The organism is Falsiroseomonas sp. E2-1-a4, from assembly GCF_051433165.1.
Lineage (GTDB): Bacteria > Pseudomonadota > Alphaproteobacteria > Acetobacterales > Acetobacteraceae > Falsiroseomonas.
Genome location: NZ_JBHMFS010000002.1, coordinates 271,464 through 298,441, shown reverse-complemented (window position 1 = coordinate 298,441; position 26,978 = coordinate 271,464). Strand labels below are relative to the sequence as shown.

27 protein-coding genes and 1 tRNA gene are annotated in these 26,978 nt (G+C 68.6%); 8 read left to right on the top strand and 20 right to left on the bottom strand.

Annotated features, from left to right (window positions below; translation table 11 throughout):
* Window positions 1-23 precede the first annotated feature (23 nt).
* The 5 genes from metG to ACFHNC_RS04180 all read left to right on the top strand — a co-directional run bounded on the left by metG (window position 24) and on the right by ACFHNC_RS04180 (window position 5,205).
* Entirely contained in the window at window positions 24-1,553 is a 1,530-nt protein-coding gene (gene metG, locus ACFHNC_RS04200; protein WP_437167956.1) for a methionine--tRNA ligase, read from the top strand.
* 2 nt (window positions 1,554-1,555) lie between these two features.
* Complete coding sequence (locus ACFHNC_RS04195) at window positions 1,556-2,335, top strand: TatD family hydrolase (RefSeq protein ID WP_437167955.1); 780 nt, start codon at window positions 1,556-1,558, stop codon at window positions 2,333-2,335.
* Window positions 2,332-3,123: an MBL fold metallo-hydrolase gene (locus tag ACFHNC_RS04190; protein ID WP_437167954.1), complete on the top strand. Its 792-nt coding sequence runs from the start codon at window positions 2,332-2,334 to the stop codon at window positions 3,121-3,123. Before ACFHNC_RS04195 ends, ACFHNC_RS04190 begins: the two co-directional genes overlap by 4 nt.
* Window positions 3,124-3,339: 216 nt before the next feature.
* Window positions 3,340-4,140, top strand: a complete 801-nt coding sequence (gene mazG / locus ACFHNC_RS04185) for a nucleoside triphosphate pyrophosphohydrolase (protein ID WP_437167953.1) — start codon at window positions 3,340-3,342, stop codon at window positions 4,138-4,140.
* A gap of 147 nt (window positions 4,141-4,287) precedes the next feature.
* The gene (locus tag ACFHNC_RS04180) at window positions 4,288-5,205 is read left to right on the top strand and encodes a sugar phosphate isomerase/epimerase family protein (protein ID WP_437167952.1); all 918 of its coding nucleotides are present in this window, start codon (window positions 4,288-4,290) and stop codon (window positions 5,203-5,205) included.
* Window positions 5,206-5,208: 3 nt separating this feature from the next.
* On the opposite strand, the gene ACFHNC_RS04175 is transcribed toward ACFHNC_RS04180, so the two are convergent.
* The 12 genes from ACFHNC_RS04175 to dusB form a co-directional block, all read right to left on the bottom strand.
* On the bottom strand, window positions 5,209-6,153 hold the full coding sequence (locus ACFHNC_RS04175; RefSeq protein WP_437167951.1) for a pirin family protein: 945 nt from the start codon (window positions 6,151-6,153) through the stop codon (window positions 5,209-5,211).
* 82 nt (window positions 6,154-6,235) lie between these two features.
* Complete coding sequence (greB, locus tag ACFHNC_RS04170; protein WP_437167974.1) at window positions 6,236-6,703, bottom strand: transcription elongation factor GreB; 468 nt, start codon at window positions 6,701-6,703, stop codon at window positions 6,236-6,238.
* Between the two features lie 58 nt (window positions 6,704-6,761).
* A complete protein-coding gene (locus tag ACFHNC_RS04165; protein ID WP_437167950.1) occupies window positions 6,762-7,592 on the bottom strand; it encodes an inositol monophosphatase family protein in 831 nt (276 codons plus the stop codon).
* The gene (hflX, locus tag ACFHNC_RS04160; protein WP_437167949.1) at window positions 7,592-8,878 is read right to left on the bottom strand and encodes a GTPase HflX; all 1,287 of its coding nucleotides are present in this window, start codon (window positions 8,876-8,878) and stop codon (window positions 7,592-7,594) included. The genes ACFHNC_RS04165 and hflX overlap by 1 nt, the downstream gene beginning before the upstream one ends.
* Window positions 8,879-8,918: 40 nt before the next feature.
* On the bottom strand, window positions 8,919-9,266 hold the full coding sequence (hfq, locus tag ACFHNC_RS04155; RefSeq protein ID WP_437167948.1) for an RNA chaperone Hfq: 348 nt from the start codon (window positions 9,264-9,266) through the stop codon (window positions 8,919-8,921).
* Window positions 9,267-9,397: 131 nt separating this feature from the next.
* The gene (locus ACFHNC_RS04150) at window positions 9,398-10,060 is read right to left on the bottom strand and encodes an HAD family hydrolase (protein ID WP_437167947.1); all 663 of its coding nucleotides are present in this window, start codon (window positions 10,058-10,060) and stop codon (window positions 9,398-9,400) included.
* Window positions 10,057-10,929, bottom strand: a complete 873-nt coding sequence (locus ACFHNC_RS04145; RefSeq protein ID WP_437167946.1) for a D-amino-acid transaminase — start codon at window positions 10,927-10,929, stop codon at window positions 10,057-10,059. The genes ACFHNC_RS04150 and ACFHNC_RS04145 overlap by 4 nt, the downstream gene beginning before the upstream one ends.
* A 137-nt stretch (window positions 10,930-11,066) precedes the next feature.
* Window positions 11,067-12,485 carry a nitrogen assimilation response regulator NtrX gene (gene ntrX, locus ACFHNC_RS04140; RefSeq protein WP_437167945.1) on the bottom strand — a complete coding sequence of 473 codons (1,419 nt, stop codon included), beginning with the start codon at window positions 12,483-12,485 and terminating at the stop codon, window positions 11,067-11,069.
* A 34-nt stretch (window positions 12,486-12,519) separates the two neighbouring features.
* On the bottom strand, window positions 12,520-14,802 hold the full coding sequence (locus tag ACFHNC_RS04135; RefSeq protein WP_437167944.1) for an ATP-binding protein: 2,283 nt from the start codon (window positions 14,800-14,802) through the stop codon (window positions 12,520-12,522).
* Between the two features lie 49 nt (window positions 14,803-14,851).
* Entirely contained in the window at window positions 14,852-16,312 is a 1,461-nt protein-coding gene (ntrC, locus tag ACFHNC_RS04130) for a nitrogen regulation protein NR(I) (protein ID WP_437167943.1), read from the bottom strand.
* On the bottom strand, window positions 16,309-17,463 hold the full coding sequence (locus ACFHNC_RS04125; protein WP_437167942.1) for a two-component system sensor histidine kinase NtrB: 1,155 nt from the start codon (window positions 17,461-17,463) through the stop codon (window positions 16,309-16,311). Before ACFHNC_RS04125 ends, ntrC begins: the two co-directional genes overlap by 4 nt.
* The gene (dusB, locus tag ACFHNC_RS04120) at window positions 17,460-18,509 is read right to left on the bottom strand and encodes a tRNA dihydrouridine synthase DusB (RefSeq protein WP_437167941.1); all 1,050 of its coding nucleotides are present in this window, start codon (window positions 18,507-18,509) and stop codon (window positions 17,460-17,462) included. Before dusB ends, ACFHNC_RS04125 begins: the two co-directional genes overlap by 4 nt.
* Window positions 18,510-18,641: 132 nt before the next feature.
* Between dusB and ACFHNC_RS04115 the strand changes: the two genes are divergently transcribed.
* Complete coding sequence (locus ACFHNC_RS04115) at window positions 18,642-19,787, top strand: bifunctional 2-C-methyl-D-erythritol 4-phosphate cytidylyltransferase/2-C-methyl-D-erythritol 2,4-cyclodiphosphate synthase (protein WP_437167940.1); 1,146 nt, start codon at window positions 18,642-18,644, stop codon at window positions 19,785-19,787.
* Between the two features lie 4 nt (window positions 19,788-19,791).
* On the opposite strand, the gene ACFHNC_RS04110 is transcribed toward ACFHNC_RS04115, so the two are convergent.
* The 6 genes from ACFHNC_RS04110 to ACFHNC_RS04085 form a co-directional block, all read right to left on the bottom strand.
* Window positions 19,792-20,970 (bottom strand): acetyl-CoA acetyltransferase, encoded by a 1,179-nt coding sequence (locus tag ACFHNC_RS04110; protein ID WP_437167939.1) that lies wholly within the window; start codon window positions 20,968-20,970, stop codon window positions 19,792-19,794.
* Window positions 20,971-20,983: 13 nt separating this feature from the next.
* Complete coding sequence (locus tag ACFHNC_RS04105) at window positions 20,984-21,781, bottom strand: enoyl-CoA hydratase/isomerase family protein (protein ID WP_437167938.1); 798 nt, start codon at window positions 21,779-21,781, stop codon at window positions 20,984-20,986.
* Window positions 21,782-21,849: 68 nt separating this feature from the next.
* Window positions 21,850-22,536, bottom strand: a complete 687-nt coding sequence (gene cysE / locus ACFHNC_RS04100) for a serine O-acetyltransferase (protein WP_437167937.1) — start codon at window positions 22,534-22,536, stop codon at window positions 21,850-21,852.
* Window positions 22,537-22,542: 6 nt separating this feature from the next.
* Window positions 22,543-23,544 carry a cysteine synthase A gene (locus ACFHNC_RS04095; protein ID WP_437167936.1) on the bottom strand — a complete coding sequence of 334 codons (1,002 nt, stop codon included), beginning with the start codon at window positions 23,542-23,544 and terminating at the stop codon, window positions 22,543-22,545.
* A gap of 5 nt (window positions 23,545-23,549) precedes the next feature.
* Complete coding sequence (locus tag ACFHNC_RS04090; protein WP_437167935.1) at window positions 23,550-24,182, bottom strand: peroxiredoxin; 633 nt, start codon at window positions 24,180-24,182, stop codon at window positions 23,550-23,552.
* 281 nt (window positions 24,183-24,463) lie between these two features.
* The gene (locus tag ACFHNC_RS04085) at window positions 24,464-24,817 is read right to left on the bottom strand and encodes an H-NS histone family protein (protein WP_437167934.1); all 354 of its coding nucleotides are present in this window, start codon (window positions 24,815-24,817) and stop codon (window positions 24,464-24,466) included.
* 462 nt (window positions 24,818-25,279) lie between these two features.
* Here ACFHNC_RS04085 and ACFHNC_RS04080 point away from each other — a divergent pair, with 462 nt between their 5' ends.
* Window positions 25,280-25,477: a hypothetical protein gene (locus ACFHNC_RS04080; RefSeq protein ID WP_437167933.1), complete on the top strand. Its 198-nt coding sequence runs from the start codon at window positions 25,280-25,282 to the stop codon at window positions 25,475-25,477.
* A gap of 18 nt (window positions 25,478-25,495) precedes the next feature.
* Here the strand turns inward: ACFHNC_RS04080 and ACFHNC_RS04075 are convergent.
* Both ACFHNC_RS04075 and ACFHNC_RS04070 read right to left on the bottom strand, forming a co-directional pair.
* Window positions 25,496-25,572 (bottom strand) — tRNA-Arg (locus ACFHNC_RS04075).
* A gap of 10 nt (window positions 25,573-25,582) precedes the next feature.
* Window positions 25,583-25,909 (bottom strand): NADH dehydrogenase ubiquinone Fe-S protein 4, encoded by a 327-nt coding sequence (locus tag ACFHNC_RS04070; protein ID WP_437167932.1) that lies wholly within the window; start codon window positions 25,907-25,909, stop codon window positions 25,583-25,585.
* Window positions 25,910-26,060: 151 nt separating this feature from the next.
* On the opposite strand from ACFHNC_RS04070, the gene ACFHNC_RS04065 reads away from it, so the two are divergent.
* Window positions 26,061-26,954 (top strand): hypothetical protein, encoded by an 894-nt coding sequence (locus tag ACFHNC_RS04065; RefSeq protein ID WP_437167931.1) that lies wholly within the window; start codon window positions 26,061-26,063, stop codon window positions 26,952-26,954.
* Window positions 26,955-26,978: the final 24 nt, after the last annotated feature.

Below are 26,978 nucleotides of genomic sequence, written 5' to 3'. Positions count from 1 at the left end.
GCGAGAAACCGGAAGCGAATGCTGTGACCTCAAGCTCCTACATCACGACGCCCATCTATTACGTGAACGACAAGCCACATGTCGGGCACGCCTATTCCACGCTGGCCGCCGATGTGCTGGCGCGCTGGCGGCGGCTGCAGGGGCGGGATGTGTACTTCCTGACCGGCACGGATGAGCACGGCCAGAAGGTGGAGAAAGCGGCGCAGGATGCGGGGATGGACCCGCAGGCCTTCACCGACAAGGTCAGCCAGAGCTTCCGCGACCTGACCACCACCATGGGTTTCTCCAACGACGGCTTCATCCGGACGACGGAGGAGCGCCACAAGCGCGCCTGTCAGGCACTTTGGACGAAGCTGATCGAGAACGGTGAGATCTACCTCGGCGCCTATGAGGGCTGGTACGCCGTGCGGGACGAGGCCTTCTATGGGCCGGATGAGCTGGTGGAACGGGATGGCGTGAAATACGCTCCCTCCGGCGCGCCGGTGGAATGGGTGAAGGAGCCGTCCTACTTCTTCCGCCTCTCGGCCTGGGCCGACAGGCTGCTGGCCTATTACGACGCCAACCCCGACTTCATCCTGCCGGCCAGCCGGCGGAATGAGGTGGTGGCCTTCGTGAAATCGGGGCTTTCGGACCTTTCGATCTCCCGCACCTCCTTCACCTGGGGTGTGAAGGTGCCGGGGGACGAAAGCCATGTGATGTATGTCTGGATCGACGCGCTGACCAACTACATCACGGCGCTCGGCTACCCGGACGAGGCCGCGCCCGAATGGCAGCGCTGGCCGGCGGAGGTGCATTTCGTCGGCAAGGATATTCTTCGGTTCCACGCCATCTACTGGCCGGCCTTCCTGCTGGCCGCCGGCCTGCCGGCGCCGCAGCGCGTCTTCGCGCATGGCTGGTGGACCAATGAGGGCCAGAAGATCTCGAAGAGCCTCGGCAACGTCATCGATCCGGTGGCGCTGGTCGAGGAATTCGGCCTGGACCCGCTGCGCTACTTCCTGCTGCGGGAAGTGCCCTTCGGGCAGGATGGGGATTTCTCGCGGTCTGCGCTGGTGAACCGGCTGAATGGGGAGCTGGCGAATGCGCTTGGCAACCTGGCCAATCGGACGCTGTCGCTGATCCAGCGCAACGCCGATGCCGTGCTGCCGGAAGCCACCGCGCCGACGGACGCCGATGCGGCGCTGGCCGAACAGGTCGCGGCGCTGCCAAGCGCGGTGGGCGCGCATCTGGACCGGCAGGAATTCCATCTGGCGCTGGAGGCCATCATGGCCGCGGTGCGCGATGCCAATGGCTACATCACCGTCGCCGCCCCCTGGGCGCTGAAAAAGACCGATCCGGTGCGGGGGCTCGCCGTGCTTCGCTATTTGCACGATGCGCTGCGCGCCTTCGCCACCGTGCTGCAGCCCTTCATGCCTGACACCATGGCGAAGCTGCTGGACCAGCTCGGCGTGCCGGAGGCGGCGAGGGGGCTCGAGCACCTCTCAACCCCGCTGCCCGCGGGCCTCGCCTTGCCGCCGCCGGAGCCGCTGTTCCGCAAAATCGAGGCGGCCGTCTGACCATGCTGATCGTCGACAGCCATTGCCACCTGGACCATTTCCAGGAGGCGGAGCAGGCCGATGTCGTGGCGCGGGCCAAGGCCGCCGGCGTGGGCATCATGGTCACCATCGGCACCCGCATCGGCCCGGGCGCGGCGACGGTGCGGGAGATTGCGGACCGCTACGACAACGTCTTCGCCACCGTCGGCATCCACCCGCACAATGCCGGCGAGGGCGAGGTGCCGAGCGTCGAGACGCTTCTGGCGGAGGCCGACCACCCGAAGGTGGTGGGTCTCGGCGAGAGCGGGCTGGACTATTTCTATGACAAGGCGCCGCGGCTGGCGCAGCAGGCGTGCTTCCGGCGCCACATCGCCGCCGCCCGCCAATCCGGCCTGCCCTTGGTGATCCACGCGCGGGATGCGGATGCGGATATCGCGGCGATCCTGGAGGATGAGGATGCTCGCGGGAAATTCCCCTTCCTGCTGCATTGCTTCTCCTCCGGCGCCGAACTGGCGCGGATTGCGGTGCGGCTGGGCGGCTATGTCTCCTTCAGCGGCATGCTGACCTTCCCGAAGTCGGATGCCATCCGCGCCGTGGCGGCAGAAGTGCCGGCGGATCGGCTGCTGGTGGAGACGGACAGCCCCTACCTCGCCCCCGTGCCCTTGCGCGGCAAGCGCTGCGAGCCGGCCTATACCGTGCACACGGCGGCCAGGCTGGCCGAGGTGAGGGGGCTTGGCCTGCCCGCGCTGGCGGAGCTGACAACGGCGAACTTCCACCGGCTGTTCAGCCGGGCCAAGGGATGAAGGTTACGCTGCTGGGCTGCGGCGGCTCCACGGGCGTGCCTCAAATCGGCGGAGTGGGCGGGCTTGGTGCCTGGGGGGCCTGTGACCCGGCCGAGCCGCGCAACCGGCGCAGCCGGACTTCCGCCGTGGTCGAGGATGCGGCGGGTCGGCGACTGCTGATCGATGCCGGGCCGGACCTGCGTGACCAGTTCTTGTCTTGCGGGGTCGCAACGATCGATGCGGTGGCCTTCACCCACGCCCATGCGGACCATGTGCTCGGCATCGACGACCTCCGCAGCGTCAACCGGCTGACCGGGGCGGCGCTGGATGCCTTTGCCAGCGAGGAGACGCTGTCGCTGCTCAAGCGGCGCTTCGACTATGTCTTCCTGCCGCCGACGCCACCTGGCTTCTACCGCCCGGCGCTGACGGCCCGCACCATCGTGCCCGGGGAGACGGTGGAGATGGCCGGAATGCCGGTGCAGGTGTTCCTCCAGGACCATCGGGTGATGGAGACGCTGGCCTTCCGGATCGGCCGCTTCGGCTATTCGACGGATGTGGTAACCATGCCCGAGGAAACCTTTGCCGGGTTGGGGGGGCTGGATACCTGGGTGGTCGGCTGCTTCCAGCGCAAGCCGCATGCGGTGCACGCCAATGTGGCGCGGGTGCTGGACTGGGTGGCGCGCCTGAAGCCCCGGCGCACGGTGCTGACCCACATGGGCAACGACCTGGATTTTGCCGAATTACGCCGCACGCTGCCCGCAGGCGTGGAGCCGGCCCATGACGGTCAGGTGCTGCACATCGAGGCCTGATTCACCCTCCGTTCCAGCACACCCCACCCAGAGCCCAAACCTCGCCAATCCGGAATATTATGGAAAACGACGCTTTCCTCCCAGGCTTATCCCCATCTGCAATTTTTCCATAATATATATTATGCGGCATGAGGAAATGGGGATGAATCCGGGAGGGTTTGGGGATTACGGCGGCTGAGCCAGGATGCAGGCCCCGCCCCCGGAGAGTCGCCTTCCATGTCGCATACCGATCCCGCCGCCGCGCTGACGCGGCTGCTCGCCATCATGGTCCGGCTGCGTGCGCCGGATGGCTGCCCGTGGGACCAGGTGCAGGATTTTGCTTCCATCGCGCCCTATACGGTCGAGGAAGCCTATGAGGTGGCGGACGCCATCGCCCGCGGCCCGGATTTCCCGCAGTTGCAGGATGAGCTGGGCGATCTGCTGCTGCAGGTCGTCTATCACGCGCAGATGGCCAGCGAGGCGGGCCAGTTCGGCTTCGCCGAGGTGGCCGAATCCATTGCCGCCAAGATGATCCGCCGCCATCCGCATGTGTTCGGCGAGGCCGCTTCGCGCGATGCCGGCATGCAGAACCTGGCCTGGGAGGCGCAGAAGGAAGCCGAGCGCGCCGCCCGGGCGGAAACCGGCACGCTGGCCGGGGTCCCGGTGGGTCTGCCGGCCCTCACCCGTGCGCTGAAAATCTCCCGCCGCGCCGCCCGTGTCGGCTTCGATTGGCCGGATGCCGGCCAGGTGCTGGACAAGCTGGAGGAGGAAGCGGCGGAACTGCGGGCAGAGCTGCCGACGATGGACAAGACCCGCCAGGCGGATGAGCTGGGCGACCTGTTCTTCGTCATGGTGAACCTGGCCCGCAAGCTGGAGCTGGACCCGGAGACCTGCCTGGCCGCCGCCAATGCCAAGTTCGAACGCCGTTTCGCCGCTGTGGAAAAGCGCCTGGCAGCACGCGGCCTGGCGCCGGCGGATGCGGGGCTGGAGGCGATGGAGGCGGAGTGGCAGGCGGTGAAGGCGGCGGAGGGCGCGTGATGCCGTAGTAATACTACAGGCGCAGTGTTGCACTACGGACCCCACTACAGCAGAGGGACCTCTGGCACAGAGGGTGAACACCTGGCTTTCACGCCGCCGTCATGGCCACCCGTGGCAGGTTCCGGCACGACCGCACGGAGATTCGCCATGGCCCCGCCGCTCTCGCTCACCATCCAGGTCAAGGACCCCGACTGGGCCGACCTGCCCGCCGCCCTGGATGACGCGGCCGCGCTGGGTGCGGAAATGGCGGAACTGCCGCTGCATGCGCTGGACCTGATCGTCGGCGGTCGCATCCGGGCGGATCGGCTGGCCGATGTGCGGCGCATCTGCGAAGGCCGCGGCCTTGGCTACGTGCTGCACGGCCACCTCAGCATCAACCTGATGGAGGACCCCTTCCGGGTGCCGCTGCACCTTGAGGTGCTGCGCGCGAATATCGAAGTGGCCGGCGCCCTGTCCTGCCGCAATCTGGTGATCCATTCCGGCTTCGTGCCCACGGTCCAGTCCGCCGGCATCGAGGCCGCCTTCGACCGCCAGCGCGAACACCTCTCCCGCATGGGCGATGTGGCACGCGACCATGGCGTGACGCTGTGCGTGGAGAACATCTTCGAATTCACCGGCGCACGCACCACCGCCCTGCCCGGTCGCCTGGCGCAGGAACTGCGCGCCATCGCCCACCCCAACGTCATGGCGACCTTCGACATCAGCCATGGCTGGCTGCATTGCGGGCAGATGGGCGCGGATTTCCTGACCGAGGCGCGCGCCCTGGCGCCGCTGTCCTGCCACCTGCATCTGCATGACAGCTTCGGCCGCCCGAACGACTTCTGGACCTATACGGTGACCGAGATGCTGGCCTTCGCCGTCGGCGACCTGCATCTGCCGATGGGCTGGGGCAGCATCCCCTGGGACGCGCTGGCCGCCGGCTGCGAATGGCCGGAGGACCTGGTGGCCGATGTCGAGGTCAACCACCGCTACCGCAGCGCCTTCCCGGAGGCGATCGCGGCCAGCCGCGCCTGGGCGGCGCGGCTGAAGCTGGCCCCGGCGCCCTTCGCGTTGGCCGCCGAATAGCGCTCAGCTGGTCGGCGATCCCTCCCCGGCCCGCACTACCTTTTTCTCCGGCAGCGGAATCCATTCCGTCTCGCCGGGGACCGGCATGCCGAAGCGGTCCCGCGCCCAATCCGCCTTGGCCTGCTCGATCCTCTCGCGGGAGGAACTCACAAAATTCCAGAACAGGTAGCGCGGGCCGTCCATGGTCGCGCCACCCAGCAGCAGCAGCCGCGCGCCGAGCGGCCCTGCCTTCAGGGACATGCGGTCGCGGGCGCGGAACACCAGCATGCGGCCGGCCTCGAAGGGCTGTCCGGCCACTTCGACGCTGCCGGAGAACACATAGGCGCCGCGTTCCTCCTGCTGGTCCGGCATCGGCACCTGGGCGCCCGGCGCCAGCACGGCATCGGCATAGAACAGCTCGCTCGGCGTTGCGACCGGGGATGCGATGCCCCAGCCCACGCCCGCCACCAGCCGCAGCTTCACCCCCTCCGCATCCAGGGTCGGCAGGCTGGCGCTGCCATGGTGGGTGAAGGCGGGCGCGCTTTCCTCATGCGATTTGGGCAGCGCCACCCAGGATTGGATGCCGGACAGGCGGTGCGGGGCCGCACGACGCGGGGCGGCGGTGCGTTCGGAATGCACGATCCCCTGCCCGGCCGTCATACAGTTCACGTCGCCCGGCGCAATCGGCAGCTCCGTGCCCAGGCTGTCCCGGTGCAGGATCTCGCCCTCGAACAGATAGGTCACGGTGGACAGGCCGATATGCGGGTGCGGGCGGACATCGACGCCGGTGCCGGTCAGGAACTCGCCCGGGCCCATCTGGTCGAAGAAGATGAAGGGGCCGACCATCTGGCGCTGCTTTGCCGGCAGGGCGCGCCGCACCTCGAAGCCGCCGATGTCGTGGGTGCGCGGCAGGATGACGGTCTCGAGGCCGGGCGGCAGCGGGTCGGTCGGGTCGATGAGGGTGGACATGGTGCGCGCTCTCCCTGGCTGTCGAGCTCCCAGATGGACCCGCCATGCGGCCGAGGCGAATCAGCACCCGCGATGACGACCATCAGCCGGCGGGATAGGCGATCGCCACCACCTCGATCTCCTCCGCCCCTGCCGGAGTGCGGAGCTTCCGTGTATCGCCGACCCGCGCGCCGAGCAGCGCCCGGGCCACCGGCGCCACCCAGGAAATGCGGCCGGCGGCGCTGTCCGCCTCATCCACGCCGACGATGGTAATGGTCACCTCGGCATCATCCGAGAGCCGGGCATAGGTGACGGAGGCACCGAAAAACACCTGGTCCCGCCGCGTCTGCGCCGCGGGGTCCACCACCTGCACCCGTTCCAGCCGCTTGCGGATGAAGCGCACGCGGCTGTCGATCTGGCGCAGGCGGCGCTTGCCGTATTGGTAGTCCGCATTCTCCGACCGGTCGCCGAGACCCGCGGCCCAGGAGACGATCTCGACCACCTTCGGCCGTTCGTCATCCCATAATTTGCGGAGCTCGCCGCGCAGCGCCTCATGCCCTGCCGGCGTCATGTAGAAGGGCGTGCCAGGGGGCAGGCCGGGCGGGCCGTCCTCCCCCTCATCCTCATCCTCAGCCAAGCAGTGCGTCCCGGGCTTCCTGCCAGGAGGCCTTGTCGGGCGCGCAGATCAGCCCGCCGGTGACATGGTGGCTGGCCTCGTAGTCGCTGCCATCGAAGCGGGCGGAATAGCCACCGGCCTCCCGGTGCAGCAGCCAGCCGGGCGCATGATCCCAGGGCATCAGCTTGTTGTAAAACAGCAGATGCGCATGGCCGCTGGCCGCCAGCCGGTATTCATGCGCGGCGCAACGGAAATTCACGATGCCCGCGAGGTTCGGCAGGCGGGAGGCCACCTGGCTGCGCTGAGGTTCCTTCAGGAAGCCCCAGGAGACGGCGCCGATCATCCGGTTCATCGGCACCGGCGATGCCACGCGCAGGTCGGCGAAGCGGTGGCCCTCCGAATCCTCGAACCAGGCGCCCTCCCCGCGCAGCGCGACCGCGGTGTCGTCGCCCAGCGGATCGTGAATCCATCCCGCCACCACTTCGCCCTTCACGAAGGCCGCGGCCATGCAGCCGAACAGCGGCATGCCGGCGGCGAAGTTGGCGGTGCCGTCCACCGGGTCCACCACGAAGGCAAGGTCGGCATCAGCCAGCTTGGACAGCAGCGCGCCATTGGCCGCTGTCGCCTCCTCCCCCACCACCACGCAGCCGGGGAAGCGGGCGCGCAAGGCGGCCTCGATCATGCGCTCGGCGGCCTCATCGGCCTCCGTCACCAGGTCGAGCGGGCTGGACTTGGTGCGGACATCGCCGGCGGCGAGGCGGCGGAAGCGCGGCAGGATTTCCGTCCTGGTCGCGTCGCGCAGCAGCGCGGCGACGTCGCGCGCCGCCTTGGTATCGAAGCGCATCAATGTCCCCGTTGTTCGAATCGGGCCCGATCGGCGGGGGTCAGGCGCACGGACACACGGATCGTGTCTTCCGTATCCTCGCGCGCCAGCACCTCGCCATGCTCATACAGCCAGGCGAGGCTGGCGCCATCGGCCAGGGCGATGCGGTAATCCACCGTCTCCATCCCCGCAGTCATCCGCGCATCCAGCGCATCCCGCAGCGCATCCAGCCCATCGCCGGTGAGCGCGGAGACGGCGATCGCGCCAGGCATCTCCGGCACCGAATCAACCCCGCCCATGAGGTCGGCCTTGTTCAGCACCTCGATCACGCGGTTCGGCCAGGATTCGTCCATCGGCGCATCCTCGCCGTGGGCCATCTCCTCCAGCACGCCCAGTACATCGCTGCGCTGCGCGGCGCTGTCCGGGTGCGCGGCGTCGCGGACATGCAGGATGATGTCGGCGGCCGCCACCTCCTCCAGCGTCGCGCGGAAGGCTTCGACAAGCTGGGTCGGGAGGTCCGAGATGAAGCCCACCGTGTCGGAGAGGATGACGGTGCGGCCGGAGGGCAGCTTGATGGCCCGCATGGTCGGGTCCAGCGTTGCGAACAGCTGGTCCTGGGCAAACACGCCGGCGCCGGTCAGGGCGTTGAACAGCGTGGATTTGCCCGCATTGGTGTAGCCCACCAGCGCCACCACCGGGTAGGGCACGCGGGCGCGGGCGGAGCGGTGCAGGCCGCGGGTGCGGCGCACCTGCTCAAGCTCCTTCTTCAGCCGCACGATGCGTTCGTCGATCAGCCGCCGGTCGATCTCGATCTGCGATTCGCCTGGGCCGCCGAGGAAGCCGAAGCCGCCCCGCTGGCGCTCCAGATGGGTCCAGGACCGCACGAGGCGGGTGCGCTGGTAGGACAGATGCGCCAACTCGACCTGCAGGGCGCCTTCCTTGGTGCGCGCGCGCTCGCCGAAGATCTCCAGGATCAACCCGGTGCGGTCGATGACCTTGGCGCCCCAGGCACGCTCCAGATTGCGCTGCTGCACCGGCGAAAGCGCAGCATCGACCACCACGACGGTGACGCCCTGGCGCTCGCATTCCTCATGCACCATCTCGACCTGCCCCTCGCCGAGCAGGGTCGAGGGGCGTGTCGCCCGCAGCGGGAAGACCGCGGAATGCACCACGGTCAGGCCGATGGAGGCGGTGAGCCCCACCGCCTCCGCCAGCTTGGCATCGGCGGCCCGGTTGGCACCGGTTTCGCCATGCGCGGCGGCGCCGCGCGTGAAGCGGTCGAAGGGCAGGATCACGGCGGCCTTCACCGGGCCGCCGCTGGTCTCCTGGGACCGGGTTTCGCCGGTCTTAGTCGCGCGATCCGACAGGTGTCACCTCGCGGCCCAGGGTCAGGCGGTTTTCACGAACGGCGCTGGCCCCGCCCTCGGCAGACTGCGCCGGCGCCGCAGCACCCGCGCCCGCAGCGGCGGCGTCGAACAGCATGATCGGCGCGCCCGGCATCACCGTGCTGATGGCGTGCTTGTACACAAGCTGTGTGTGCCCATCCCGGCGCAGCAGGACGGAGAAATTGTCGAACCAGGTGATGATGCCCTGCAGCTTCACGCCGTTCACCAGGAAGATCGTCACCGGAGTCTTGGATTTTCGAACATGGTTCAGGAACACGTCCTGCACGTTCTGGGATTTTTCGGCGGCCATGGCGCGGTAACCTTCTTCTTCTTGGCCGTTGATCGGCCGGATACAGGCGGCGCGCCGGGCGACAGGTGGCATTGGACCACCATCAGCCGCCAGGCGACGTCATCCGGCCAGTGGCACGGACACCGCCAACATCACTCGGCGACCCCTGCCCTGGCAAGGTCCTGCAACCCTGCCGCGAGCGCATGGCCGTCATCGAAAACCAGATCCGGCCGCGCCGCCGCCACGCCGCCATCATGCAGCGCCCGCCCGAGCAGCACCGCAGTGCAGCCGGCGGCCCGCGCGGCATCCATATCCAGCACCGTATCGCCGATGTACCAGACCGCGCGGCCCGGCTGCACGCCACAGGCAGCCAGCGCCATCAGGATCGGCGCTGCGCTTGGCTTGTCCGCGCTGGCATCGCCCGCGCCGACCAGCGTGGCGAAATGTCCGGCCCAGCCGAGATGCGCTGCTTCCGCCCGCAGCAGCGGCCCCTGCTTGTTGGAGACTACCCCCTGCGGCCCGAGCGCCCCCGCTTTCCGGATGGCCGATTCGGCGCCGGGCATGGGGTTCAACACATCCAAGTGACAGGACTGCACGGCGCCATAGAAGATGTCGCGCGCCCTCTCCCACTCCGCGCCGAACATGCCGGGAAAGGTATCCCGCAGCGACCCACGGACATTGGCCAGAACCGTCGTCCTATCCCATTCCGGCATGTCGAATTCGGCGAAGGTGGCGTTCAGCCCGTGCTGGATGGCGGCCCAGCCATCCACCAGCGTGTTGTCCCAATCCCACAGGATGCAAAGCGGGCGGTTCATGCCGCGTTCTTCACATCGCCCTTCACATGGCGGGCAAAGATGTCGAAAAGTCGCCGCACCACCGGACCCACCTTGCCATCGCCCACCGGCTTGCCGTCGATCTTCGTGATCGGCTTCACGAAGGAGGTGGCGGAGGTAATGAAGGCCTCCCGCGCCCGGCGCATCTCCTCCAGCGAGAATTCCCGCTCGTCATACGCCATGCCGAGCGTGCGCAGCTCCGCCATCAGCGCGGCGCGGGTGCAGCCGGGCAGGACCACATGGTCCAGGAAGCGGGTGCGGATGGCGCCATTCTCATCGACGATCCAGAAGGTGGTGGCGGCCCCTTCGGTGACCATGCCGGTCGCCTCGTCATACAGGATGGCCTCGATCGCGCCCTGCTCCCGCGCCTTCTGGCGGGCCAGGCAATTCGGCAGCAGGTTCACCGATTTGATGTCGCGCCGCGCCCAGCGCAGATCCGGCAGGGTGATGCAGGCGGCCTGCCACTTGTCCACATCTGTGGGATAGGAGGGGACGCGGCGAATGGTGACGACCAGGGCCGGCGGCACCGGCTTGGATGGAAAGGCATGGTCGCGGCGGGACACGCCGCGCGTCACCTGCATGTACAGCAGCCCTTCCCGCACCCGGTTCCGCTGCGCTACCTCCCGCAGCACCATCGACAGCGCGGCGCGGGACATCGGCATGGCGAGCTGGATTTCGCCCAAGGACCGCTCCAGCCGCGCCAGGTGCAGCTCCTCATCCACATAGCGGCCGTCATGCAAATGGACGACCTCATAGATGCCGTCGCCGAACTGGTAGCCGCGATCCTCGATATTCACCGAGGCCTCCGACTGCGGCAGGTAGCGGCCATTCACATAGGCGATCTTGGACATGATTCTGTTCCCTCAGGCGCCGGGCGCGGCCTCCGGCCGCTTTGGCTCGCGGCATAAGCCGCGGCGCCCGTTCGGGCGCTCAGCCTGGGCGAAAAGGCCCAGGCTGCAGGTTGCGATGAAATTTGGTGGCTTGGTGTTCAGCCCCCTGCCCCGGCGGCTGCGGTCGGGGTGCGGTCATCCGCATGCACGTTCAGGAACTTCAGCTTCCGGTGCAACGCGCTGCGCTCCATCCCCACAAAGGCCGCCGTCCGGCTGATATTGCCGCCGAAGCGCAGCAACTGCGCCTCCAGATACTGCCGCTCGAACAATTCCCGCGCATCCCGCAGCGGCAGGGTCATGATCTCCGACGATCGGTCCAGCTTCAGCACCGCCGGCGCGGAGGCACCAACCTGCGGCGGCAGCATGTCCGGCCGGATCGGCTCCCGCGCATCACCCGGCGCCATGATCAGCAGCCAGTCGATCAGGTTCCGCAACTCGCGCACATTGCCCGGCCATTCATAGGCCTGCATCGCCGCCAGCGAATCCTCGGATAATTCGCGCGGCGCCATGCCGGAGGTCTCGCCCGAGCGCTTCATGAAATGCCGGGCGAGGGCTGGAATATCCTCCCGCCGATCCCGCAGCGGCGGTATGCGCAGCGGCACCACGGCCAGGCGGTAATATAGATCCTCCCGGAACCGCCCGCCGGCGATCTCGGCCTGCAGATCGCGGTTGGTGGTAGCGATCACCCGCACATCCACCGTCACCCGCTGCGCGCCCCCGATACGGACGAAACCCTGTTCCTGCAGGGCGCGCACGATCTTGCCCTGGGTCTCCAGCGGCATGTCAGCCACCTCATCCAGCAGCAGCGTGCCGCCATGGGCGCGTTCCAGCACCCCCGCGCGGCGCGGCTGGCCGGCCGGGTCGTTGCCGGCCTCCACGCCGAACAATTCCTCCTCGAACCGCGCCGGCGCCAGGGTGGCGCAGTTCAGCGCGACAAAGGGGCCATCGGCGCGGCGGGACCGCGCATGCAGCATCCGCGCCGTCACCTCCTTGCCCGACCCCGCCGGCCCGCTGATCAGCACGCGGGACCCGGTCGGCGCCACGCGGTCGATCGCCTGGCGAAGCTGGATCACCGGCGCCGAGACGCCCACCAGTTCCGCCTCCGCCCCCGCCCGCAGCCGCAGCTCGCTGTTTTCCCGTTGCAGGCGGGAGGCTTCGAGCGCCCGGGCGATCACCAGCAGAAGCCGGTCCGCCTTGAAGGGCTTCTCGATGAAGTCGTAGGCACCGTTCTGGATCGCTTGCACGGCGGTCTCGATGGTGCCGTGGCCGGAGATCATCACGCAGGGAACCCGCGGCTCCTCCCCATGCAGGGCCGCCAGGATGCCGAGGCCATCGAGGCGCGAATTCTGCAGCCAGATGTCGAGCACCACGAGGGACGGCCGCCGCGCCTTGAAGGCCGCGATCGCCTGGTCCGAATTTGCCGCCTGCCGTGTCTCGTAGCCCTCATCCGACAGGATGCCCTCGATCAGGGCGCGAATGTCCGGCTCATCGTCCACGATCAGGATGTCATGCGCCATGCTCAGCCCGCCCCATCGCCGCGCCAAATGGTGCTCATGGCGTGATGCCCATGATCGGTTGCCCCATGCCCGGATGCCCCATGACCGGCGTTTCCTCAGTCGCTTTTATCTGATGCGGGCCCGAGTCCCTGCCATCCCTCGGCGCCACCAGCGGAAGAATCAGCAGGGCGCGGGCGCCCCGCCCGTCGGGCCGGTCCAGCAGGTCCAGCCGCCCACCATGGTCCTCCATGATCTTCTTGACGATGGCAAGGCCGAGGCCGGTGCCCTTCGCCTTATGGGTGACATACGGTTCCGTGAGCCGTGCGCGATCCTCGCCGGCCGGCAGGCCGATTCCGTCATCCTCCACCACCACGGCGAAACCTTCCGGCACGGGTTCCACCCGCAGGCCGATATGGCCGCGCTCGCCATCCTCCCGCGGCGCCGCGGCCACCGCATCGGCCGCGTTCTGCAACAGATTGGTCAGCGCCTGGCCAATCAACCGGCGGTCCATGGGCAGATGCGGCAGGTCGTTCGGAATGGCGGTCTCGTAGCGGATTTCAGGGTGCGCGCCCTGTTGCAACACCAGCGCCTCCCGCACCACCTGGTCAAGCCGGTCCGGCCGGATCACCGGCTGCGGCATGCGGGCGAAGGCGGAGAATTCATCCACCATGCGGCCGATATCGCCCACCTGGCGCACGATGGTGTCCGTCAGCATCCGGAAGGTGTCGGGATCGCTGGCGATTTCCTTCAGGTATTTGCGCTTCAGCCGCTCGGCCGACAGCATGATGGGGGTCAGCGGGTTCTTGATTTCATGCGCAATGCGCCGCGCCACATCGGCCCAGGCGGCCTTGCGCTGGGCCGATTGCAGCTCCGTGATGTCGTCGAAGGTCAGCACGAAGCCGGCGACGCGGCCGGGCTGGCCCTCGGCGCCGATGCGCGCGATCAGCATGCGCCTGTGCGCCGGCGGGCCGATCGGGATTTCGGCGGTGCGGACGCGGTCCGGCTGGCCCCGCGCCTCCGCCACCAGGGCCGCGAATTCCGGGGCGATCCCGACCAGCGGCAGGCCAATGGCGGCATCCAGATCCACGCCGAGCAATTCGCTGGCGGTGCGGTTCGGCAGGTTGATGCGCCCCTCCGCATCCAGCCCGACTACACCGGCCGAGACGCCGGACAGCACGGTCTCGGTGAAGCGCCGGCGTTCGTCGATCTGCCGGTAGGCCTCCATCAGCTCCCCCCGCTGGGCGGAAAGCTGGCTGGTCATGCGATTGAAGGCGCGCGACAGGCTGGCGAGCTCGTCATCCTGCGTGCCTTCCTCCACCCGCGTCGCCAGATCGCCGGCCCGCACCCGCTCGGCCGCGGTGATCAGGCGGGAGATCGGGCGGGCCATCTGGTTGGCGAAAAGCAGGCCGACCAGCACCGCAGCCAGCAGCACCAGCAGCGCCGCGCAGGCGAAGATCAGCGCGAAGGTGATCTGCAGGCTGCCGCGGTTGCGGTCGAGCTGGTCATATTCCCGAAAAGCCAGCTCCGTGGTCCGCATATGCTCCAGCACGCTGGCATCCAGCGGCCGGCCGATCAGCAGCAGAAGGCCGGGCGGGATATCGAGGCTGGTCACCGCGCGTACGCGGGCCGCCGTTTCGCCCGGCACCACCGCCACTTCCCCCTGCCGCACCTGTTCCAGCGCCCAGCCGGGCGGGGGTTCGATCATCGCGCCGGGGGTGAAGCCGGCGGCCGCCATCACCCGGCCGAGCGTCGGCTCGAACACCACCGCTTCCGTCAGCCCGCGGATCGAGGTCTGGGTGGCGAGCAGCCGTTCGAAGGCCGGCATGTTGTCCGGCAGGAAGACCTGCGCGGCGCGGTTGAGGTCAGCGGCCATGGCCAGGGCATCGACCCGGATCTCGTCCCGGTGCTGGTCCATCCAGGCGCGGGAGGCGACGAGGGACGCCTCCAGCGTCGAACGCACCCGGTCGCTGAACCAGGCCTGGATGCCGAGGTTGAAGAACACCGCGGCGAAGGCGGCGACGATCAGCGCCGGCACCACGGCGACGCCGCCGAACAGCGTGACCAGCCGCACATGCAGCCGCGCCCCTGCGCTGCCGCGCCGCCGTTCCGCCCAGACGCGCACGAGGCGGGTGGCAAGGGAGGCCGCCAGCAGCAGCAGCACGCCGGCATTGCACAGCACCACGGCAACAATCTGCCCCGGGCTGGTCGGCCCGAAGGGGCTGCCGCCGGCCAGCAGCACGAAGGTGGCGACGCCGAGCAGCACGGCCGTCATAGCCAGGCCAAGCGTGGTGGCGCGGCCGAAGAAGATGTCGCCGAGGCGCCGCCAAGCCAATGCCATCACGCCCTTCCCGTCCTGGCGGGCAGCATAGCGCGGCGCGCGCGAAAGGTCAGGGCAGGCCCCGCACCACCGGCAGATCCAGCTCCCGCAGCTTCTTCCGCAGCGTGTTGCGGTTTAGCCCCAGCATGGCCGCGGCCTTGATCTGGTTGCCACGGGTGGCGGACAGCGCCAAGCGCAGCAGCGGCCGCTCCACCTCCGCCAGCACCCGGTCATACAAGTCGCGGATCGGCATGCCGTCCTTATGCGCGGACATGAAGCCGGCCAGATGCCGCTCCACCGCCTGCTCCAGGGTTTCCGGCGCTCGGGGGCCTTCCTCGGGCGGGGCCGCGGCCTCGGCCAGCTCGGCGCCCACGGCATCCGCGCCGATGATCTCCTGCGGATACAGTGCCGCCATCCGGCGCATGAGGTTCTCCAGCTCGCGCGCATTGCCCGGCCAGGCATGCTGCTTGAGGCGATCCATCGCCCCCTGGTCGAGCTGCTTCTGCGGCAGCCCGGCGGCGCGGGCGCGTTCCAGGAAGTGCCGCGCCAGCAGGGGAATATCCTCCAGCCGTTCACGCAGAGGAGGAAGACGGATCGGCACCACGTTGAGGCGGTAGAACAAATCCTCGCGGAACATGCCGCTGCGGATGGATTGCCGCAGGTCGCGGTGCGTCGCCGCGACAATACGGACATTGGCCTTGATCGGCTGACGGCCGCCGACGGTGGTGAATTCGCCTTCCTGCAGCACGCGCAGCAGTCGGGTCTGCGCCTCGGAGGGCATGTCGCCGATCTCGTCCAGGAACAGCGTGCCGCCGGCGGCCTGCTCGAAGCGGCCGACGCCGCGGTTGAGCGCGCCGGTGAAGGCGCCGCGTTCATGGCCGAACAGCTCGGATTCAATCAGTTCGCGCGGGATCGCTGCCATGTTGATGGCGACGAAGGGGCCGCTGCGGCGGCGGCCGTAGTCATGCAGCGCGCGGGCGACCAATTCCTTGCCGGTGCCGGATTCGCCCGTGATCATCACCGTGAGGTCGGTGGTGGTGAGGCGGGCGACCGTCCGGTAGATTTCCTGCATGGCGGCAGAGCGCCCAACCAGCGGCAGACGCTCCTCCGGCTCCTCAGCCTCTGCCGTGGTGGGCTGGCTGGGGGCCGCCAGCGCCCGGCCCACGACAGCCAGTAATTCCTTCAGATCGAAGGGCTTGGGCAGATAGTCGAAGGCGCCACGTTGGGTCGCCTTCAGCGCGGTGGAGAAGGTGGATTGCGCCGACATCACCACCACGCGCAGATCGGGTCGCACCCGGCGGATGCGGGGCACCAGGTCCAGCCCGTTCTCATCCGGCATGATCACATCCGTGATCACCAGATCGCCTTCCCCATCCTCCACCCAGCGCCACAGTGTGGCGGCGGAGGATGTTGCGCGGACATGGTAGCCGGACCGGCCAAGTGCCTGGGACAACACGGTTCGGATCGCCCGGTCATCATCGGCAATGAGGATGGTGCGGGTGGTGGCGGAGACCGCGGCAGCGTCACTCATGCGGCAACTCCGGTTCGGCGGGGATTGGGCGGGGGGACCGGCAGGGACAGGCGGAAGGAGGTGCGGCCGGGGCGCGTATCGCATTCGATCAACGCGCCCTGATCCGCCACCAGCTTGGCCACCAGGGCGAGGCCAAGCCCCTGCCCGCCCCGCTTGGTGGTAACGAAAGGCTCGAACAGGGTGGCACGCACCTGGTCCGGAATGCCCGGCCCATTGTCCCGCACCACGACCTGCAAGGGCAGATCCACCCGTTCCCGGCTGCCCGGCACGGCGATACGGACGCCATGATGGTAACCGGTGCCGAGCCAGATCTCGCCATCACGCGAATCAACGGCTTCGGCGGCGTTCTTCACCAGATTCAACAGGATCTGGATCAACAGATCCCGGTTGCCCCAGACCGGCGGAAGGGACGGGTCGTAGTCCTGATGGATCTTCAGGTGCGCCGCGAAGCCGGACAGTGCGATGCGGCGGACATGGTCCAGCACCTCATGGATGTTCACCTCCGCCTGCTCCACCGGGCGTTCGGAGAACATGTCCATCCGCTCCACCAGATTGCGGATGCGGTCCACCTCCTCCTGGATGAGCTGGCACAGCTCCCGGTCGCCCTCGCTGGCGCCCTGTTCCAGAAGCTGGGCAGCGCCGCGAATGCCGGAAAGCGGGTTCTTCACCTCATGGGCGAGCATCGCCGCCATGGCCGAGGCGCTGCGTGCGGCGCCCCGGAAATTCAACTGCCGGTCCAGCATCTGCGCGGTGGAGCCATCCTGCAGCGTCAGCACCACCCCGCCCGGCATTTCCGGCAGCGGCGCGCCATGCGCGGCCACGCCAAGCCGCCGCAGCCGAGGGCTTTCCAGCGCCAGATCATGATCCGAGACCGGCGCATCATGCGCGCGAACCTGCGCCAGCATGGCGAACAGCCGATGGTCGCCCGGCAGGAATTCGCCCAGCGAATGGGACTGCAGCGAGGCGGCGGAGTGCTGGAAGAACAGCTCGGCCGCCGGATTGGCGAAGCGGAAACGATCCTCCGCATCCAGCACCACGGCCGCGATCGGCAGGGCGCCGAGCACCGCCACCGAATCCGGCAGCACGACCGGCAGCGCCGGGATCGGCAGGCGCAGCGCGCGGGCCGCGCGGGTCAATGCCGTGGCCCTCATGCGGCCAGTAGCTCCTCGGCGCCGCGCTCGATCAGGGGCAGGTAGAAGCGGTCGATCAGCGCCAGCACGGCTTCGACCGAATCCGTGCGGTTGACCTCTGCGCGGAACTCAGCCGAACCGTGCAGTCCCTTGGAATACCAAGAGATATGCTTCCGGGCGAGCCGCATGCCCGGGTCGCGGCCATGGTGGTCCAGCATGGCGTGGTAATGCGCCAGCAGCGTCCGGTACTGGCTGATGAGGTCCGGGTCCCGCGGCAGGATGCCCGTCGCGAGATAATCTGCCACCTGCTTCGGCAGCCAGGGCCGGCCATAGCAGCCGCGCCCGATCATCACCCCATCCGCGCCGGATTGCCGCAGGGCTTCGGCGGCGTCGAGCGGGGTCAGGATGTCGCCATTGACGATGACGGGCAGGTCCACCGCCGCCTTCACCTGCGCGACGAAAGCCCAATCCGCGGTGCCGTTGTAGAACATCTGCCGGGTGCGGCCATGCACGGTGACCATGCGGATGCCGCTTTCCTGGGCGATCCGCGCCAGCTTCGGCGCGTTCAGCGACTGGTGGTCCCAGCCCATCCGCATCTTCAGCGTCACCGGCACCTGCACCGCGCGCACCACTGCTTCCAGGATGCGGGCCGCGCCGATCTCATCGCGCATCAGCGCGGAGCCGGCGGATTGGCCGAGCGCCACCTTCTTCACCGGGCAGCCGAAATTGATGTCCACGATGCTGGCGCCGTGCTGCACCACCAGCTTCGCCGCCTCCGCCATCACCGCCGGATCGCAGCCGGCCAACTGGGTGGAGGACCCGGCACCATCGACCTCCACCATCTTCAGCGTGGTCCGGTTTTCCCGCACCATGGCGTTGGAGGCGATCATCTCGCTGACCACAAGGCCGGTACCCTGGGCGCGCGCCAGACGGCGGAAGGGCAGGTCCGTCACGCCGGACATCGGCGCCAGGATCACCGGCGTCTGAATCACCACGCCGCCAAGGTCGATCGGGCGCAGGCGGTTCGGGCCGCCAAGCGGGTCGGTAGGAGGGGTCGGGATGCTCATGATTTGGGCAAGATAGGCGGCGGCTCGCATTTCGGCAATGCGAAGCATGCGTTGCCGGGCCGTGCTGCCACTTATTCCGGCAGAGCTGGGCGCCCCTGGGCCGAAGCGCGGCCCTCGGCTAGTTTCGGTGCCATGCAATGCATCGCCCTTCTGATGGCCGCCGGCAGCGGCAGCCGCTTCGGCGCCGACCGGCCCAAGCAGTTCCTGACCCTGGCCGGCAAGCCGGTGCTGCGCCATGCGGCGGAGGCGCTGCTGCGGGAGGGCCTGGTGGACGCCATTTTGCCCGTCTGTACCGCCGATTCGCAGGCACTGGTTGCCGGGATGCTGGCAGGCTTACCCTGCCTGCCCCCCATCCCCGGCGGCGCTACACGGCAGGACAGCGTGCGCGCGGGGCTGGAGGCGCTGGCCCAAAACTCGCCCGCCCTGGTGCTGGTACATGACGCCGCCCGCCCGGTGGTCCCACCGGGCACCATCGCCGCGCTGCGGGCCGCGCTGGCCGACCATCCCGGCGCCATCCCGGCCCAGCCGGTGACCGATACGCTGAAGCGCGGCGCTGCCAGCCGCATCGAGGCCACCGTGCCGCGTGCCGGCCTGTTCCGCGCCCAGACCCCCCAGGCCTTCCACTACGCCGGTCTGCTCGCCGCGCATCGCGCCGCGACGGCAGAGGCGACGGACGATGCCCAGCTTCTGGAGGTCGCCGGGCTGACGGTGGCTTTGGTGCCCGGGCATGAACAAAACATCAAGATCACCTGGCCGGAAGACCTGGCCCGCATGGAGGCCGCCCTGTCCCCCACCCTGATCCCGCGCGTAGGCACCGGCTTCGACGTGCATCGCCTGGTCGCCGGCCGGCCGATGGTGCTGTGCGGCGTCACCATCCCCGGTCCGATGGGGCTGGATGGTCATTCGGATGCCGATGTCGGCCTGCACGCGCTGTGCGATGCGATCTACGGCGCGCTGGCGGAGGGTGATATCGGCCGTTGGTTCCCGCCGAGCGAGGCGCAGTGGAAGGACGCCGACAGCGCCCGCTTCCTGACCCACGCCGCCGGCCGCATCGCCGCCCGCGGCGGGGTGCTGGCCAATGCGGATGTCACGCTGATCTGTGAGCGCCCGAAGATCACTCCCCACGCCACCGCCATGCGGGAACGCCTGGCCGCGCTACTCGGCGCGCCGCTCGACCGCATTTCGGTGAAGGCGACCACCACCGAACGCCTGGGCTTCCCCGGCCGTGGCGAGGGTATCGCCGCCCAGGCCGCCGTCTGCATCCTGGTCCCGGCCTGAGCGCCTACCCCACGCGCTCCAGGATGGAGCAGTAATTCGCCACCGCCGCGCCACCCATGTTGAACACGCCCGCGCGGTCAGCCTTCGGCAATTGCATGTCGCCGGCGGTGCCCGTGAGCTGCATTGCCGCCAGCACATGCATGGAAACGCCGGTGGCCCCGATCGGGTGGCCCTTGGATTTCAGCCCGCCGGAGGGGTTCACGGGAAGGCGGCCATCCTTGGCCGTCCAGCCCTCCAGCGCAGCGCGGGCGCCCTGCCCTTCCGGCACCAGGCCCATCGCCTCGTATTCGATGAGCTCGGCCACGGTGAAGCAGTCATGCGTCTCGACGAAGCTGAGGTCGGACAGCGCCAGGCCGGCATGGCCGAGCGCCTGGCCCCAGGCGGCGCGCGCGCCCTCGAAGCGGATCACGTCCCGCTGCGCGATCGGCATCAGGTCCGTCGCCTGCACCGCGGCGCGGAAGCGCACGGCCTTGCCCCCCCTTTGCGCCATCCCCCTGGCGGTTTCCTCATCCGTCAGGATCAGCGCCGCGGCGCCGTCCGACACCAGGGAGCAATCGGTGCGCTTCAGCGGCGGTGCGACGAAGGGATTTTTCTCGGATTCGGCGCGGCAGAAGGCGAAGCCGAGGTCCTTCCGCATCTGGGCGTAGGGGTTGGCCACCCCGTTCTTGTGGTTCTTCGCGGCAATCGCGGCCAGCGCGTCGGACTGGTCGCCATGGCGCTGGAAGTAGCTCTCGGCGATGCGGCCGAAGACGCCGGCGAAGCCCGCCGGGATTTCGCCCTCATCGCGGCGGTAGCTGGCGCCCAGCAGGATCTCGCCGATCTGCGGCCCCGGCGTTGCCGTCATCTTCTCCGCCCCCACCACCAGGGCAAAACGGCCGCGACCGGCGGCCAGGAAATCCAGCGCGCCATGAATGGCCGCGGAGCCGGTGGCGCAAGCATTCTCATACCGCGTGGTCGGCTTGAACCTCAGTTCCGGCACGCTTTGCAGCAGCAGCGAGGCGAAAAAGTCCTGCTTCGAGAAGCCGCCATTGAAGACGCCGACGAAGGCGCCATCGACCTCCGCCGCGCCGATCCCCGCATCCTCAATCGCGGCGCGGGCGACGCGGCCGAACAGGCTCTCGATATCCGGGGCTTCGAGCTTGCCGAAGGGCGTATGCGCCCAGCCGACGATGCAGGCGGTCATGGCTTTCCTCCGGTCAGGTGAGCATCCAGCTTGGCTTGCGGCGCTGCTTGAAGCTGGCGATGCCCTCCTCCGCCTCCGGGCTCGCGGCGCGGCGGGCGAAGCTCTGGGCGCCGGCTTCGGCATAGGCCGGTGGCGAGACCGGGCCGAGCGCGGCGAGAAGCGCCTTGGTCTCCGCCAGCGCCCCGGGGGCGCCTTGCAGGATATCCGCGATGGTGGCTTGCACGGCCGCCTCAAGCCCCGCCGCATCGGGCAGAACCTGGTGGATCAGCCCGGTGCGCGCGGCTTCCTCGGCCTCCATCACATGGCCCTGCAGGCACAGCCGGGCGGCCTCGCTCCGCCCCATCCGGCGCACCAGCCAGGGCAGGATCTGCGCCGGCACCAGGCCGCGCCGCACCTCGGGCGCGGAGAAGCGCGCATCGGCGGAAGCCAGGCAGATATCGGCGGAGGTGACGAAGCCCAGCCCCCCGGCATAGGCCGCGCCCTGGACGGCGGCGATTACCACCTGCGGCAATTCGGCAATGGCGGCGAAGCGGGCGCCGGTCTTCTGGTTGCGTGCCTGCTGGCGGACCAGCTTGTCCTCCGGTGCTTCGACGGCGCCGACCTCGGTCAGATCCAGCCCGGCGCAGAAATGGCCACCGGCGCCGGACAGCACCAGCACGCGGGCGGTGGTATCGGTCTTCAGCTCCGCCAGCAGCACGTCCAGCGCCTCCACCAGCGCCTGGCTCATGGCGTTGCGGCGATGCGGGCGGTTCAGCACGGCACGCACCACCGGTCCGTCCCTGGTGACCAGAACGGGGTTTTCCTCGGTCATGCGCGGCGTTTCCTTGTCCCTTGAGGAACGGGAACCTCCGCCCACCGCCGGGCATCGTCAAGCCAGGGTCAGACCCCCTCGCATTCTCCTTCCCGGGCCGCTTCCCGCTGCTGGGTCCGCAGCGCGGCCATCTCGGCGCGCAGCGCGACCAGTTCCGCCCGCAATGCGGCGAGCTGTTCCCCCACCGGGTCCTCATCCACCGCGGCGCCAAGGCCATAGCCAATGCAGGGGTCCTGGCAGGGTTGTCCGCGCGGTGGGCGGGCCGGAATACCCACCACGGTGCAGCCCGGCGCCACCGGCGCCACCACGACCGCATTGGCGCCAACCCGCGCGCCGCGGCCGATCCGGATCGGGCCGAGCACCTGCGCGCCGGCGCCGATCGTCACCTGGTTCTCCAGCGTCGGGTGGCGCTTGCCGGGCTGGCCGGACAGCCCGCCGAGGGTCACGCCGTGATAGATCAGCACATCATCGCCGATCTCCGCCGTCTCCCCGATCACCACACCCATGCCGTGGTCGATGAACAGCCGCCGGCCGATCCGGGCGCCGGGATGGATCTCGATGCCCGTCAGCCAGCGCGCCAGATGCGAGGAAAACCGCGCCGCCGCCGGCAGGCCGAGCCGCCACAGCCCATGCGACAACCGGTGCCACAGCACCGCATGCAGCCCGGCATAGCACAGCAAGGCCTCCACCCAGCTCGGCCGGGCCGGGTCGCGCGCACGGATGGTGCGGGCGAGTTCCATGATCTCGATCGCCATCGGCGGTCACTCCAGCCAGGGTGGCGTGGGCAGGCCACGCTCGCGCAGGAAGCCGGGATTGAACAGTTTGGATTGGTAGCGCGCGGCGCCATCGCACAGGATGGTCACCACGGTATGCCCCGGGCCGAGGTCGCGCGCCACGCGGATGGCGGCCGCCAAGTTCAGCCCGGCACTGCCGCCGACCGAAATGCCCTCATGCATCTGCAGGTCGAAGACCTGCTCCAGCATCTCAGGGTCCTCGATGCGGATCGCATCGTCGATCAGCGCGCGCGCCTGGGCCAGATTGCCGGGGGCGCGGGCGGCCTGGCCGATGCCTTCCGTGATGGAGCCGCCCTCGGCCTTGGGCGTGCCGGTCTTCACCCAATCCAGCAGGCCGGAGCCGCCGGGATCGGCCAGCACGATCCGCACGCCGGGTTTCCTTGCCTTCAGCGCGCGGGCGATGCCGGCCAGCGTGCCGCCGGTGCCGCAGGCGCAGGTGAAGGCATCCACCTGGCCGCCGGTCTGATTCCAGATTTCCGGGCCGGTGGTGTCCTCATGCGCCTGGGCATTGGCCAGATTGTCGAACTGGTTGGCCCAGACGGCGCCCAACTCTTCCGCCAGCCGCTTCGAGACGTGCACGTAATTGCCCGGGTCGCTGAAGGGCTTGGCCTGAACCAGCCGGAGATCGGCACCGATCATCCGCAGGTAGTCCAGCTTTTCCCGGCTCTGGGTTTCCGGCACCACGATCACGCTGCGCCAACCCATCGCATTGGCCGCGAGTGCGATGCCGATGCCGGTATTGCCGGCGGTGCCTTCGACGATGGTGCCGGGCTGGCCTGGCACCAGGCGGCCTTCCGCCATGGCGGCGCGCAGGATGCCGAGCGCGGCGCGGTCCTTCACGCTGCCGCCGGGGTTCATGAACTCCGCCTTGCCGAGGATCTCGCAGCCCGTCGCCTCCGAGGCGCGCCGCAGGCGGATCAGTGGCGTGTCGCCGACCGCGCCCCAGAAGCCATCCGCGATGCGTGCCACCGCGGTCAGGCCTTCACCTCGACCCAGCGGAGATAGGGCCGCTCCGCCTCCCAGCCCTGTGGGAACAGCGTCTTCGCCTGTTCGTCGGAAATTGAGGGCGGAATGATGGCGCGATCGCCCGGCTGCCAGTTGACCGGCGTGGCGACCTTCTTGCTGTCCGTCATCTGCAGACTGTCGATGACCCGGATGATCTCATCGAAATTGCGGCCGGTGCTGGGCGGATAGACCATGAAAAGCCGCACCTTCTTCGCCGGGTCGATGACGAAGACGGTCCGCACGGTGATGGCGGGATCGGCCTCCGGATGCACCATGCCATACAGCGCGGCGACCTTCTTTTCCGGATCGGCGATCATCGGGAAATTCACCGCATGCCCCTGGGTCTCGGCGATGTCTGCCTCCCACCCCGCATGGCGTTCCAGATTATCCACGGACAGGCCGATGACCTTGACGCCGCGCTTGTCGAATTCCGGCTTGAGGCGCGCGGTCTCGCCCAATTCGGTGGTGCAGACCGGCGTGAAATCCTTCGGATGGCTGAACAATACGCCCCAGGAATCGCCGAGCCATTCGTGGAAACGAAGCTTGCCCTGGGTTGTCTCGGCCTCGAAATCCGGGGCCGTCTGGCCAAGCTGGATTGTCATGGCGTCACCTTCCTGATTGTCGCGGGCCACCCCGCGGGGCGCCCTCGACAAGACGATAAGGCTATTCCGAAGATCGATTCCAGCCATGCGGCGGCCATCTTTCCGCCCGCCACGGGATCGTGCATGCGCGCCGCACATGGCCGCGGCGCTTGTGTGTTCCGGAAACAGGGGAACGGGAAAGGATATGCCCTGGAGCACCGCCAGAAAAAAACGCGATGCTCTGCGTTATTTCCGGCGGAGCCTTGATGCGCCGTTCCGGACCCGGTCGGCGCGCAGTCTGCTCAGGCCAGGAAGTCGGCCACGCCCTTGCCCTGGGCGAGAGCCTCATTCAGCCAGCCGGGCCGGCGCCCGCGGCCGGACCAGGTCTCACCGAGCGGCCCGCGATACTTCACCCCCGCCGGCTGGCCGGCATCTTTGCGGGGCTTGCGGGTGCGCGGCGCGGCCGGTTCCGCGGCGCGGCCATACAGTTCATTCACCGTGACGCCGAGTTCGGCCGCCTTGCGGGAAAATTCCTCCATCAGGGCGGTCTTCGCATCTTCCAACTTATTTCTGCGCTTTTCCTCCGCCGCACTGATCAGGGCGGTCAGTTCCGTTACGCTCATCGGATCGAGGTCGAAAGAGGATTTCGTCGCCATGTTGGTGCGTCCCAGTCGTGCGTTTCTGATCGCCAATTATTATGCCGGAGCCGATTCGGCAAGAGGCTTATTTTGTTTATCACGGGCTGTTGGCTTGGCGTTAACCCTGCGGCGCCGTTTGCAGACGCGACGTGCCGAAGGGTGAGCCAGACGCACCATTCTGTATGTATCGGAATACAATCGGCACAACCGGCATAAGGGGTGGCTGGAATGGAATTCGACCTGCGATGATGGCTGAAGCTGGAGATAATGAATCTCACGGCGCAGGATGTGGCATCGCTGGCTCGGCTTATCAGGCAGCATTTCCGACCGAAGACCTGATGCCGCTGTTGCGGCGCCTGCACCAGGAGGTACCCACCGTGCGATGTGATGGGGGCGGACAGGCGCGTCGCCTTGGGCCGACCGCCATCCGCCTTCCCGGCAAAGGCAGGGTTGGGGCTGCCCCGGAATGTTTTTCACCAAATGCTGGTGCTGGGTGATCCGGCCATTTATGCGCGTTTCGATTTTCGGCCTGAGCGCGGCATTCTGCCACCGCATACGCTGCCCACTGCGTGGTCCGAGGCCTGGCAGTCGGTATCGTTCGATCCCTATGCGGCCGAGTTGTCCGGCAAGCTGCACCCACCGGCGGCCTGGAACACACCAGCGCTCTGGGCACCCTGACCGGAACGGCGGGGATATTGGCGCACCCGGAGGGATTCGAACCCCCGACCTACGGAGTAGAAATCCGATGCTCTATCCAGCTGAGCTACGGGTGCGGAACCGGGGTCAGTGCGACCAGTTTTCGCCGCGGCCGAACTTGAAATTGTCGGCATAGGCCTTCGGTCTGATATCCGCACGCACCACGGGCGGCTTTGCCACCTCATAATGCCAGCCCTGCTGTTCGGCATAGGCGATGGCGGCCTCGGCTGTGGCGAAGCGCAGTTTCACCTGGCCGTTGGTATCTCCCGAGCCAGGCCAGCCCGTCATTGGGTCCAGCCGCTTCGGCTCCCCCGGCGCGAATTCAAGCAGCCACTGCCCGGCACCGGCGCGGCCGGACTGCATGGCGGATTTCGGCTGGCGGTGGATGCGGGCAATCTGGCTGTCGCGCGACATGCGGCTGCGGTTTTCCTGCGAAGTCTACGGGCTTGCGCCACCTCCATACACGGAATGGTGGCCGTTGTCGCCGGGGTGGCTGCGCGCGCCATCCTGCTAACCAAGCCGCAAGTCTCTCGCGCCGACACTGTGGCCCCGCCCGGAGGCTGCCTTGTCCACCCCCCTGATCGCCCCACCCTTGCTGCTGTATGATGTGCCGGAGCTTGCGGTCTACGCAGCCTTCATGCTGGGCGCAGCCAGCCTGGCGGCGCTGGTCTGTCGCGTCGCCGCGCCGCTGCTGAAGCTGCCGGACGACAAGACCCATCTCGACATGGCGATGCGAACCACCGCCGCCGTGGTCTCCGCCCTGACCCTCACCCTCGCCTTCTGCGCAATCCAGGCGCGTGGCCAGCAGGCCGAGGCGCAGCGGGTGGTGGTGGCGGAGGTGGCCGCGATCGGCGGCATGGGGCGGCAAGCGGTGCGGATCGGCGCGGAGGGGGCGTCGCTGCAGGCCGGGGTGCTCGCCTACCTCCGCAGCATTATCGCGGCCGAATTCCCCACCATGGCCATCAGCGGCCGCCATGCGGAAACCCAGCGCCTGGCGGAAGCGCTGGAACATGCCGGCTATGCCACCGCGGCCGGCCTGTCCGACGTACTGGCCCACGACCTGCTGCAAGACCTGGATGCGCTGGGCGAGGCGCGGGAGGAACGCCTGCGCCATGCGGAGGATGCGCTGCCGGGCGCCTTCTGGACGCTGATCCGCCTGTTGATGCTGCTGCTGCTGGCCACCGGCGCGCTGTATGCGCCGAAGCCCCACGTGCTGTTGATGCTGGCCATCCAGGCCGCCGGCGTGGCCGCGCTGGTGGCCTTCGTCTTCCTGATGGACCGGCCCTTTCGCGGGCAGATCGCGGTCTCTGCCGCACCCTATGAGAGCAAGCTCCTCAACCTGGCGCATCGCGCGGAGGTGGCCGCCACGGCGCGGCGCGGGCTGCTGGCCGAGCCGCCCCGGGTGCCAGCGGGTGCGCCCCGTCTGGCGGCGGATGACCCCGCCCCCATGAGGCCCTAAACCCCCTCCGACTTGCGGAGGGTT